The sequence below is a fragment of the Chryseobacterium sp. GW821-FHT04C04 genome (genome assembly GCF_059420365.1).
The window spans coordinates 281,357-293,938 of sequence record NZ_JBWKTO010000003.1 but is presented as its reverse complement, the minus strand read 5'-3'; the positions used below and the strand labels follow the sequence as shown (position 1 = coordinate 293,938).

The 12,582-nt window shown below is 35.5% G+C and carries 12 protein-coding genes; 8 read left to right on the top strand and 4 right to left on the bottom strand.

Annotated elements, in window-relative coordinates:
* The first annotated feature begins 14 nt into the window (after nt 1-14).
* The 8 genes from ftsH to AC07UM_RS11185 all read left to right on the top strand — a co-directional run bounded on the left by ftsH (nt 15) and on the right by AC07UM_RS11185 (nt 8,599).
* Entirely contained in the window at nt 15-2,036 is a 2,022-nt protein-coding gene (ftsH, locus tag AC07UM_RS11220; RefSeq protein WP_494683420.1) for an ATP-dependent zinc metalloprotease FtsH, read from the top strand.
* A gap of 136 nt (nt 2,037-2,172) precedes the next feature.
* Complete coding sequence (locus tag AC07UM_RS11215) at nt 2,173-2,754, top strand: LUD domain-containing protein (RefSeq protein ID WP_236852074.1); 582 nt, start codon at nt 2,173-2,175, stop codon at nt 2,752-2,754.
* A gap of 24 nt (nt 2,755-2,778) precedes the next feature.
* Complete coding sequence (locus AC07UM_RS11210; RefSeq protein WP_494683421.1) at nt 2,779-3,651, top strand: phosphatidate cytidylyltransferase; 873 nt, start codon at nt 2,779-2,781, stop codon at nt 3,649-3,651.
* A 4-nt stretch (nt 3,652-3,655) separates the two neighbouring features.
* A complete protein-coding gene (locus AC07UM_RS11205; protein ID WP_494683422.1) occupies nt 3,656-4,312 on the top strand; it encodes a phosphatidylserine decarboxylase family protein in 657 nt (218 codons plus the stop codon).
* A gap of 439 nt (nt 4,313-4,751) precedes the next feature.
* Nucleotides 4,752-5,744 (top strand): helix-turn-helix transcriptional regulator, encoded by a 993-nt coding sequence (locus AC07UM_RS11200; RefSeq protein ID WP_494683423.1) that lies wholly within the window; start codon nt 4,752-4,754, stop codon nt 5,742-5,744.
* Between the two features lie 102 nt (nt 5,745-5,846).
* Nucleotides 5,847-6,260, top strand: coding sequence for a transposase (locus AC07UM_RS11195; protein ID WP_494683424.1), 414 nt, complete (start codon nt 5,847-5,849; stop codon nt 6,258-6,260).
* A 1-nt stretch (nt 6,261) separates the two neighbouring features.
* Nucleotides 6,262-6,582, top strand: a complete 321-nt coding sequence (locus AC07UM_RS11190; protein WP_494683425.1) for a helix-turn-helix domain-containing protein — start codon at nt 6,262-6,264, stop codon at nt 6,580-6,582.
* Nucleotides 6,583-6,817: 235 nt separating this feature from the next.
* On the top strand, nt 6,818-8,599 hold the full coding sequence (locus AC07UM_RS11185; protein ID WP_494683426.1) for a phage tail-like protein: 1,782 nt from the start codon (nt 6,818-6,820) through the stop codon (nt 8,597-8,599).
* Nucleotides 8,600-8,649: 50 nt separating this feature from the next.
* On the opposite strand, the gene AC07UM_RS11180 is transcribed toward AC07UM_RS11185, so the two are convergent.
* From AC07UM_RS11180 to AC07UM_RS11165, 4 genes are all read right to left on the bottom strand, one after another.
* Complete coding sequence (locus tag AC07UM_RS11180; RefSeq protein ID WP_494683427.1) at nt 8,650-8,997, bottom strand: DUF1801 domain-containing protein; 348 nt, start codon at nt 8,995-8,997, stop codon at nt 8,650-8,652.
* Between the two features lie 19 nt (nt 8,998-9,016).
* A complete protein-coding gene (locus AC07UM_RS11175; protein WP_494683428.1) occupies nt 9,017-10,855 on the bottom strand; it encodes an ABC transporter ATP-binding protein in 1,839 nt (612 codons plus the stop codon).
* Between the two features lie 235 nt (nt 10,856-11,090).
* Nucleotides 11,091-12,011: a M28 family peptidase gene (locus AC07UM_RS11170; protein ID WP_494683429.1), complete on the bottom strand. Its 921-nt coding sequence runs from the start codon at nt 12,009-12,011 to the stop codon at nt 11,091-11,093.
* A 168-nt stretch (nt 12,012-12,179) separates the two neighbouring features.
* Nucleotides 12,180-12,569 (bottom strand): DUF4293 domain-containing protein, encoded by a 390-nt coding sequence (locus tag AC07UM_RS11165; protein ID WP_494683430.1) that lies wholly within the window; start codon nt 12,567-12,569, stop codon nt 12,180-12,182.
* Nucleotides 12,570-12,582: the final 13 nt, after the last annotated feature.

The following is a 12,582-nucleotide window of genomic DNA, read 5'->3' as shown; positions in this document are numbered from 1 at the left end:
TTTAAAAAGTCTAAATGAATAATAAAGGGTTCAACTGGTTCTTTCCAATTGCAATCATAGCTCTTTTGCTATTTTTTGGCTCCAATTTCCTTGGAGGTGATAGTGCAAAATCTATTGATGAAGATGGTTTCTTTAGAGAAATGCAGGCGGGGAAAGTCCAGAATGTAATTATATACAAAGACATAGAGAAAGCTGATGTTTTCCTAACAAAAGAAGCAAAATCGGCAATGGTTTCCAAAACCGGGAAAGAAAATAACCCTCTTTCTGCCTTTGAAATGGCTCCTAAAGCAGATTTTTCTGTGAAATATGGAGACCTTCAACTTTTCCTTCAGAAATTTGAACAGATTAAAGTCACAAATCCTGCGATTAAAACAAGCAAAGACTACGGAACGGGCAAAAGCGCGTTGATGGACATCTTAGTGCCTGCGTTAGTTTGGATTACGATTTTGGGATTATTCTACTTCCTGCTTTTCAGAAAGATGGGCGGAGGAGGAGGTCCTGGCGGACAAATCTTTTCTATCGGAAAATCTAAGGCTAAGCTTTTTGACGAAAAAGAAAGAATTCAGGTAACATTCAAAGATGTTGCCGGGTTGGAAGGCGCTAAAGAAGAAGTTCAGGAGGTTGTAGATTTCTTGAAAAACTCTGAAAAGTACACCAAACTGGGAGGTAAAATTCCTAAAGGAGTTCTTTTAGTAGGCCCTCCGGGAACAGGTAAGACGTTGTTGGCAAAAGCTGTTGCAGGTGAAGCCAAAGTTCCGTTCTTCTCCCTTTCAGGTTCTGATTTCGTTGAAATGTTTGTTGGGGTTGGAGCTTCAAGAGTAAGAGACCTTTTTGCTCAGGCTAAAGCAAAATCTCCGGCGATCATCTTTATCGATGAGATTGATGCGATCGGACGTGCAAGAGGAAAAAATAATTTCTCTGGTGGGAACGATGAAAGAGAAAATACCCTGAACCAGCTTCTTACTGAGATGGATGGTTTTGGAACAGACGTCAATGTAATTGTAATGGCTGCTACCAACAGAGCAGATATTCTTGATAAAGCATTAATGAGAGCAGGGCGTTTCGACCGTTCAATCTATGTAGATCTTCCGGAATTGCATGAAAGAAGAGATATCTTTGATGTTCATTTGAAGAAAATCAAGCTTGATGATAATGTAGATAGAGATTTCTTGGCAAAACAAACTCCTGGATTCAGTGGGGCAGATATTGCTAATGTTTGTAATGAAGCAGCTTTGATTGCAGCCAGATATAACCATAATTCTGTTACAAAACAAGATTTCCTGGATGCGGTAGACAGAATCATTGGAGGTCTTGAAAAGAAAAATATGGCTATCAAACCATCTGAAAAGAAAAGAGTGGCTTATCATGAGGCAGGCCATGCGACAATCTCTTGGTTGGTAGAACATGCATCACCACTTTTAAAGGTAACTATTGTTCCAAGAGGACGTTCTCTAGGGGCAGCATGGTATCTTCCAGAAGAAAGACAGCTTACAACGACTGAGCAGATGCTTGACGAGATGTGTGCAACATTAGGTGGTAGAGCAGCAGAGCAAGTGATTTTCAACAATATTTCTACAGGAGCACTTTCTGATCTTGAAACAGTAACGAAGAGAGCTCAGGCAATGGTTACAATCTACGGATTGAGCCCGAATATTGGGAATATTTCTTACTATGACAGTTCAGGACAGTCTGAATACTCTTTCGGAAAACCTTATTCTGAAGAAACTGCTACAAAAATTGATGTAGAGATCAAATCGATTATCGAAAATCAGTATGAAAGAGCGGTAAGAATTCTTGAAGAAAATAAAGATAAGCTTGATGCTTTAGCGAATAAATTGCTAGAAAAAGAAGTGATCTTCCGTGAAGACCTGGAAGACATATTCGGAAAGAGAGCTTGGGATCCTGAATTGACAGAGAAACCTGTTACCAATACGATTCCTGAAAAAGATCAGCCGGTAGTAGTGGAAACACCTCAGATTAAAGAAAAAGAAGAAGAAAGCGAAATACAGGCTCCAGAAAGTCCGACACAGCTTTAAGACTCTTAAAAAAAAATAGAATTAAAAACCTGACAACTTCAAAATTGTCAGGTTTTTTCATATTTAAAGAGATATTTAGGACACTATTGTAATTTATTTTCTATTTTTGTATAAAGTTGACTAAAAATAGATTAAGTTGAATTTATTCAAGAGGATTGTAAGCAAACTTACCAACCAGCCTGAAGAAGAGGATAAACAGAGCCTGGAGAAGCTAGGGGATTCGCTGAAAAATGCGGATCTTGACTATAAGTTTGCGCAATTATTTACGCATTCGGGGGGATTTTTTAATTATTGTGCAGATGAAGCGGAGGCTCTACAAACTTTAAATCAAATTATCAAAATAGAAGGTGCTCACAACCTTTTCTGCTGGGACAAAGAACTTCAGAACTTTTTAAACGTTGTGAAGACTTCTTATACTCCAGAACTGCAGCAATCTAATGATGCTGCATTCATCACCTGTGAATATCTGATTGCCTATGATGGCAGAATCATGCTTTCACACAATAATATCCTTCATTATCATTCTTCAAGGCTGCCGGATAAGATTATTATCATGGCCAATGTTTCTCAGATTGTCAACAATCTGAATGATGCCATGGGGAAAATAAAAAGAAACGGAAATATCAAGAACCTTACTTCTATCAGCGGAAGCCAGTCAAAAATGGATAGTTCTTCCAATTCCAATACAAAACTGTTTTTATTGCTGCTTGAAGATTAAGCAACCACTTCTAAATTTTAAATTTTGGATAAAAATCTCATTCAAAGAACCCTATCAGGTATCGTCTATATAGCCGTCATTATTCTTTGCTCAACACCGCTGGGAGCTGAACTGCTGAACAGCATTGCACCCGGGCTTATCAAACAACAGTATCTTTATTATGGATTAATAAGTTTGTTGCTGGTGGTGGGAACCTGGGAATGTGTCAAGATCATGAAGTTTGGGAACGGCTATGAAAAATGGGTGGTATTTCCATTGGTCATTTTTATATTCTATATTTTTTCCAAAAGATATTTTAATCATGATTTCTTTTTTGATTTCAGACTTAGCGAAATATTAGCCCTTGCCCTTATTGGAATTGCTGTGGTTACTTTATTCAAATATCCCAACGAATTATACTTCGATAGCGGAAAACTGATTTTTACCGTTATCTACGTGGCTCTTCCGTTCAGTTTTGCCCTTGGGTTACCAAAGTTTTCCAGCTATAATGAAAATTTTTCATTAGAGGTTCTTTTTCTGTTTATCCTGATTTGGAGCAGCGATACCTTTGCTTATTTGGTAGGAAAGTTCTTCGGCAAACATAAAATGGCCCCTAAAATCTCTCCTAAAAAAACATGGGAAGGGTATGCAGGCGGTGTTGTCTTAACGCTGGTTTTATCGTATTTCATTGAACATTATCAGCCAGAGTTAAGAGGAAATTGGATGATTGTAGGATTTTTGGTTGCTGCCTTTGCTCCATTAGGAGATTTGGTAGAAAGCCAATTGAAAAGAAATTTCGGTGTGAAAGACAGTGGAAACATCATTCCAGGACATGGAGGTGTTTTAGATAGGCTGGATAGTTTTATTATCTGCGTTCCTGTCGTATATTTGTACTTTATTTTAGAAAAATTTATTTAGTCTCATGAAATTACATAGAGAATCAAAAGGAACAATTACCGTAGCCACCCTGCTTTTTATCATTCTGGGGATTTTGGCTATTTATTTCCTTAAAATGTGGTCCCTGTTGATCATTATACCTTTGTTGGTTATTTACAGTTTAGTTTTCTGGTTTTTCAGAGTTCCGGATCGTAATGTTTTGGATCACCGAGAAAACGTGATAGCTCCGGTGGACGGAAAAGTAGTAATGATCAAAGAAGTGGAAGAAGATGAGTTTATAAAAGGGAAAGCAATTCAGGTTTCTATTTTTATGTCTCCATTGAATGTACACATCTGTAGATATCCTGTTTCAGGTGAAGTGATTTACAAAAAGTATCACCCTGGAAAATATCTTGTAGCATGGCATGAAAAGTCTTCTACGGAAAACGAAAGAACTACTATGGCGGTACAAACGCTAACCAACCATAAGGTAGTTTTCAGACAGATTGCCGGATACGTGGCCAGAAGGATTGTTTTCTACTGTAATGAAGGCGATAAAGCAAAAGCGGGACATGAGTTCGGATTTATCAAGTTCGGTTCCAGAATGGACGTATTCCTTCCTCTGGATACAGAAATTATCTGTAAGATCGGAGATATTACAAAAGGAGGTTTGGATGTTATTGCCAGATTGAAAGAAAATTAAAATACCTATTTGACATAAAGATAAAAAGAGAGCCTTAGAGCTCTCTTTTTTATTGGGCTAATTTAAAGGTTATTTCATCATTTGAGTTTAACTACGCACGAGTAATATTGCGTATTAGAGGAGTATGGCTTTTTTGTTTGGATCAATATTTTTGTAATCTTAAAAACACAGTTAATCAATCTTTTTAAGTGAGATATGAGAAATGCGTATTAATTTTTATCATAAATGATTTTTCTTTTGATAATTTTAATATTGAATTTTAGTAAATTGTAATTAGAAAAACATCTAAAATCACATTCTTTTTAACGGAAAAAATACAGAAAGACATTTTGTTTTGCGAGTTTTTATCTTGCTTATAAGGCTGTTAATATTGGGAAATTATACTTTTCAGATATACAAATGCCAACTTGGGCTTTGACAAAACATAAAAAACAACACAATGATTTATAAGTTTTTCTTTAAGATGATCAACGATGAAGTGGAGAAAATGGATGATGATTTTGAACGCAGTTATGTGAGTCTTATCAATCGATATCTACTGTTACTCTTCCTCATATTTTTATTTTATTCTATTTTCATTATTATCTTTTTCGGAGATATGTTGGTTTCAACATTTCTTACCGTGATCACATTTTTCTGGTTGCTTTTAATGGCTATAAAGGGAAAAACACAGCGATTCAGAAAAGTTTTAAAGAGTAGTATTATTTCTGTATTTGTCCTGCTTACTTTTATAGTCAGTTTTTTTAATATTTATACCTACAAAAATGCAGGAGTAGAGTATTTTTATTTTTGTCTTTTGTTTGCAGTTCCGTTCTTTTTAAATTATAAAAAAAATTCCTTTTCTATCTTTTTCATTACTTTCATGATCAGTATTAATTTTATCGTATGTCTGTACTTTGATTTTGATTTCCTGCCTAAAAGCAGATTTATAGAAAAAGAGGATTTTAAAACAATACGGTTATTAAATATTTTATTTTCTATTGCTTCTTTTCTCATGGATATTGTTTTTATTACTCAGAAAGATCAGTTGATTCATGGACTCATTACAGATACAAAAGTGAAAGACTCTACCATTAAGGACCTGGTGAAAACAAATACAGAACTGATGAAACACCAGATGCTGATCAATCACCTTTCAGAAGAAAATGTTCAGGAGATTTTAAGTTTGGCAGAAACCAATTCTCCTATGTTTTTTGAAAAATTTCAGGTATTTTTCCCTTTTTTTATCCCGGCTATTTTGAAAATAAACCCTAATCTTATTCATTCTGAACTCTATTTCTGTGCTTTGATGAAACTTGACTTTGATACCAAAAAAATTGCACAATGTACCAATAACAGTATTCGTGCTGTAGAAAGTAAAAAATACAGGATCCGAAAAAAACTGAATATTTCTTCAGAAATAAACATCAACAGCTTCCTGATTAAAATTTAAATATCCACAATACTGAGTTTTACTACTTATGCGTAGCATTAAGTAATGTTGAGTGATGCCTGATAGTATTTATTGTCAATATTTTTACCCAAATATATTTCGATGAATATTAAGAACATTCATATTGGAGGTTTGATCAGGTCCAAAGTGGAAGAGTATCAGATCCCAATAGAAAGAATCTCAAGATTTTTAGACAGGACGGAAGATGATATAGAAAAGATGTATCATGAGCAGAGCATTAATACTGATGTTTTGTTGAAGTGGAGTAAGCTTTTAAAATTCGATTTCTTTAGATTTTATACCGGGCATCTCATTTTATATGCTCCCCAGTCAAGAATGGATCATAAGGAAAGCCAAAAGAAAAGCACAATGGTCTTCAGGAAAAATATCTATACCCAAGAGGTAAAGGATTTTATACTTGAGAAAATAGAAAGTGGAGTGATGACGGCAAATGAGGTGGTTCTAAGGTATAATATTCCTAAAACAACCCTCTATAAATGGATAAAAAAAATATAATATGGCTCCAGATTACAAACAGATTTATACTGATATTCTTAAGGAGAAATTTCCGGAAAAATTAATTGATAGTACCATTAAGCATCGATTGGAAAGATTGCATTCGGCCATAGATGTTCTGAATTTTAATCAATTGATTTTTGGAGAACCGGAATATGCTGTTGGATTTAACAATCAAAGACTTCGTTCTTATGATGAAGAATCTATTTTGAAAATTCTTAGGTATCAGAAAAAAAATAAACTTAATAATCTTCAGATTAGCAATCATTTTAAAATAAGCCGAAATACGATTACCAAATGGAAAGCTATTTTTAAAATATGAAAGGATTGTGCATTTTTGATAGTTCACTTTTTGATTTGTCCTTTTTAAATAGATGAACGATTGGTATTTTGTGAGTTTTATTACGCGTGAGTAGTATTACGTAGGTAGAATTAATTTGTAATGGTCTGAGGATGATAATTTTGTAGCGGTTAAATGACTTAGTTGAAAATTTTAATCATTAAACAAAAACAATTATAATTTATAAATGATGGAAACAAAATTTACGATGCCCTCAATGAAAGTCTTGTTAATAGCAATGCTATTTGTTTTTGGGAAATCTTATTCACAGGCCAATAATGGTGCTGTGGGAATTAATACCACTACGCCTAATACCAATTCTGTTTTGGATGTTGTCTCGGCCAATAATAACAAAGGAATTCTTATTCCAAGGCTCACTGAAGCACAGCGAAATGCCATTGTAATCAACCCATCCAAAGATGATGGTTTGACCATTTACAATACTACAGAAGATTGTTTTAATTACTGGAGTCTTACAGATAACGAATGGAAAAGTGTCTGTGGGCAGATGGGAAAAGCGGTTTTTACAATAGACTGTTCCACTTCCAAAGCAATGGGAAGCTATGTAAAAGGAAAAGAACTTACTAATTCGAATTACCTGAACATCGCTGTGAATGTAACAAAAGTTGGTAACTATACCATTTCAGGAACTACTATCAACGGATATAACTTTTATGGAACCGGAGTATTTCTTAATACCGGAGTACAAACAATACAGATTCCGGGACAGGGAACCCCTCAGAATATCCAGATAGATAATGTGTCACTAGAAGCTAATGGAAATACTGTTACCTGTGCTCCAGCGATCTCTGTTACGGTGTTAAGTCCTGCAGGAACCTATACGATGAGCTGTGGAACTGCAACCGTAAATGGAGTATACAAAGTAGGAACTGCTCTTACAGCTTCCAATACAATTACTTTGCCTGTGAATGTTGCAACATTGGGAAGTTATACCATTATGACCAATAGCGTTGATGGAATTTCTTTCAGCGGGTCAGGAACATTTACTGCTACAGGAAATCAGAATGTTACGCTGCAAGGAACGGGAATACCTTCCTCCACGACAGTGAAAACTATGACGATTACTTCCGACAGCCAGGGAGGAGTATCTACAACATGTTCTGTAAATGTGATTGTAGTTGTTCCAAAGAAAAGACTTTTAACAATCGGGACTGCACCCAACGGTTGTGGATATAATGTATCAGGGACTTCTCCATCGGGTATGGTGACTAAAGCTGCTGCTAATTTTGGAACATTGGCCAACAGTATTGTAAAATACGAAGGATGGGATCAGATCATAGACGGTACAGACAGCCCGAGTGCCACACAGCTAACGACCTGGACAACCGGAGCTAATCCTGTAGATATTATTGTAATAGGATATGCGTGGGGAATGAATGCTGCAGAAGCACAAGTGCTAAGAAATTATCTGGCAAAAGGAGGTGTCATCGTTGCGTATTCTGAAAGTAATAGTGGAATGCAAAACCTGTTCAGGAATGTTTTTGACGGATCTGTAAACACCGGAAGTGTAAACAGTGCAGGAGCTATTTATAAACTGCCAATGACCAATGATGAAATCCTGAATGGTCCTTTTGGAGATATAAGAGGATTGCAATGGGGAGAAGATGCTTCTTCTACAACTTATGCAACAGGGCTTCCTTCAAGTGAAATTACAGTATATTCAGGAGATACAAATATTTCTACAGCTTCACCATCAGGAACGGTAGGTCGTGTAACTGCATTTAAGCATAACACGCTAAACTTCATCTGGGTAGGAGATGGTGGATTCAATTCTCAGTGTGGAACAGTAGCTTCTCCAAATACCTCAGATACCATATGCCCATTCTATGCAGATACAAACTATAAACCAATCGCAAAACCCAATTATGGAAATGGGGCTGCAGCTTATGAAATGAATGTATACAACTCAATATTCTATGCCAACGCTCTTGCCTGGGCGATTAAAAAGGCAGAATTCAGTGGAATAAATACAAAATGATAAAGGGTTTTTAAAAAAGGCTCCGGTACGATTATTCGTACCGGAGCCTTTTATTTTATATATCTTTTAATCTCCTCAGTCAGCTTTAATATAAAGGCTACAGGAAGATCTTTTTCCATATCAATGAGAAGGATTTTAAACTTCTTTCTTCCATCCTGGATCAGTTCCGAATAATCCAGTCTGTCACCATGATAAAAACTCAGATAATGCTTTTCGTATTTTTTGCTGTAATAGAAGTAGCACAGCATTTTCTTTTTGTATTTGATAAACGGAAGCCCAAAGCTAAATGTCTCTGTAATGTTTTCAGGATCTGAGGCTAAGATCGTATCTCGTAAAAATAAAAGAGTACTTCTTTCAGGTTCTTTAATTCTGTAGAAATACTCTTGTATAGGGTTCATTTTTAATTAAATTAAAAAATTAGTCAAAGTTTTGAAGTTCAACAAGCTTGTTGTACATTCCTTTTTTAGCAATCAGGTCATGGTGAGTTCCCTGTTCTACAATATCACCTTTTTCCATCACTACGATCCAGTCTGCTTTCTGAATGGTTGAAAGACGGTGGGCAATCACTAAAGAAGTTCTGTTTTCCATCATTTTCTCCAGGGCATCCTGTACAAATCTTTCAGATTCTGTATCCAGGGCAGAAGTTGCTTCATCCAGGATCATAATGGGTGGGTTTTTCAATACTGCTCTGGCAATAGAAACCCTTTGTTTCTGACCTCCGGAAAGCTTACCGCCATCATCTCCGATATTGGAATCATATCCTTCAGGAAGCCTTGTAATAAATGCATCTGCATTGGCAATTTTTGCGGCAGCAATCACTTCTTCTTTTGTTGCATCAGGTTTACCCATCAGGATATTATTGTAAACGGAATCATTGAATAATACAGATTCCTGTGTTACCATACCTAAAAGCTTGCGATATTCCTGTAATTTTAAATTTTTAATATTGGTCCCGTCAATCAGGATTTCTCCTTCAGAAACATCGTAGAATCTTGCTAAAAGATTGGCAATTGTTGTTTTTCCGCTTCCACTTTGCCCAACCAGAGCAACGGTTTTTCCTTTTGGAATAGAAAGTGAGAAGTTTTTAAGAATCGTATGATCTTTATCGTAGAAAAAGCCAATATTATTAAACTCGATTGAACTATTTAATGTCGATATAGAAACAGGATTTTCTATTTCGTCAATTTTTACATCGGCATCAAGAATTTCTAGAACTCTTTCAAGAGAAGCTTCTCCCTTCTGTACATTTGAAATGGACTGAGACAAACTTTTCACAGGAGGTAAAATCTGGAAGAAAATACCCAGGAAAACCAGGAAATCCGCAGGGGAAATACTTTGTTCTACAATGATTTGTTTTCCACCGTACCAAGCGATAATTAAGAACGTAACCGAACCTAAAAATTCGCTCATTGGAGATGCCAATTCCTTTTTTCTCCCTAAACTTATAGAGCTGTTAATCCATTTCTGCATTGACTGCATAAAACGGTTGTCCATTATTTTTTCTGCACTGAAAATCTTAATCACCTTTGTAGACTTTAATGTTTCGTCTACAATCGAGAAAATATTTCCCATCTCATTTTGAGCTTGGTGAGAGTCTTTTTTCAGGCTTTTTCCTATTAAAGCAATCATAGTTCCCATTACAGGCAATACTAGAAGTGAGAAAAGAGTCATTTCTGTACTTAAAACGAAAAGAGTCACCAGTGTGCTGATCAGCATAAAAGGAGCATTGATTAATTCAACTAAACTTCCCAAAATATTACCTTCAACTTCACCCACATCATTTGACATACGGGACATCAGATCTCCCTTTCTGCTTTCTGTAAAAAAGGAAACTGGTAAAGAAAGAATTTTTCTGTACATGGCTCCACGAAGGTCTTTAGTAACGCCTACACGATAATTGATCAATAAAAATGAACCTAGATATCTGAAAAGGTTTCTCAGTAAAAACATAAAAGCTGTTATCACGCAAAGCCAAGCCAAAACGGTAAGTGCACCATGTTCCGTTACTAAACTCTGAACATAATAATTGGCATATTCTTTCGCGTAAGAGAAAAAATCTAAAAATTCTCCTGAATAAACAGGAGGTTTGCTGTATTTTTTAGACTCAATGGTTCCGAAAAGCATTCCCAACACAGGTAGAATAGTTCCTAAGGAAGCAATCTGAAAAACAGAGTACATAAGGTTGAAAAACAAACTTCCGTAGATGTATTTTTGGTGAGGTTTTGCGAACTTGAGTATTTTAATATATTGGTTCATTCAATGAAAAAATTGGATAGCAAAATTACGTAAAATTAAAAGATAAGACGTTCTTAATCCTGTTTTACTTTAAAGGATATGTTTCAAAAAATGCCTTTTTGTTACAACTCAAAGTTATTATACTTTAACTTTAGAATAAATAAACATGAGTAAAGTCGTAGAATAGGGGATGCGGGCGTATGGCAGGTTAATAAAAAGAACCGCTGAAGCAGCAGTTCTTTTTATGAGGATTTCATTAAAATCTCACTTTATCATTATATTTCGGAGCAAAGTTTTTAGGACTCAGTTTATCCAGTGTTTTTCCGAAGTTATTGATGATTTGAGTCATATTATCAAAATCAACAATGTTGATATCGTCATTTTCGTGGTGATAATGAGATGCCTTCGTCATATCAACGGTAGAAAACGAATGAGCAATGATTTTCTTTTTGACAAAGCTCACATTGTCTGAACGGTAGAAAAGCTGTTGTTTCGCATATGGATCCGCATTAATTTTTAATCCATTGACTGCATTTTGGTTGAACAGTTCATCAAGATCTGATAGTCCGTCCCCAGTCATATACAATGCATTTTTCCCCCATTGAGATTCTGTTGCTACCATTTCAAAGTTGAAAAGTGCGGTCATCTTATTATAGATAGGATCCAGGTTTTTATCTGTTGAAATTGCCATTGATCCCAGCATTCCTTTTTCCTCCCCATTAAACGCCATAAAAACCATAGAGAATTCAGGTTTTTTGTTTTTAAAATAATCGGCAATACCTACCAGAGTAGTAATTCCGCTGGCATCATCATCAGCTCCGTTATAAATATTGTCTCCGCTTTTATCACTGGTTCCAATGTGGTCGAAATGCCCGGAAAATCCCAGATATTGATCTGTTTTTCCTTTTTTGACTCCACAAACATTGTACACGGTTTTCCCATTATAGTCAAATGGCACGAGATAAGAGTTTCCGGTACAGTATTCCAGATTATTTTCTTTAAAAAGCTTAGCAATATAATGGGCTGCATTTTCATTTTCCTGAGTTCCTATTTCGCGGCCTTTCATTTCATCAGATGCTAACGAAGAAAGTACTGTTTGGATTCTTTCTTTTGAAACTTGCTGGGCAAAAATGGATATTGAAAAAAGTGATAAAGTAAGATAAGTTAGCTTTTTCATTGTCTTTAATTAAAAATTATATAATCTGTCGTGCTTTCGACAGAAAAGTTGCAATGAATTTACATAAATTAATTGATGTAAAAGAGGAGTAATATAAACAGGAGTATATAATCAATAAAAAACAGCTCCTTAAAAGAAGCTGTTCTCACTCAAAAAATCGTTGTAAGGCTATCGGAGTCTGTCTACAGATTTTACGAGCCTCTCATCTTTGCGGATGTAAACGTTTGCAATAAGCAGACAGATTACAGCAATCAATGGGAAACCTGGCTCAATACCCTTCTCAGGAAAATGAATTCCTCCGGATAAGTTTAGTAACCAATACGCCAATACACCAATCAACAAAACGTTTATAATGATGCTGATGGTATTCAGCAAAATTTGTCTTTTTCTGTTTTTGAAACTAAAAATACTTAATGCGCCGACAATAACAAGGGCTATACACCCGATATTAAGTAAAGGAATACTGTCGGAAATGACAACATCCTGTCCTGTTATAAAAAGGAAAACAGCAGCTAAAACTGCTAATAATGTCCATATGGTTTGTATTCTCTGTAGCATTGAATATTAAATT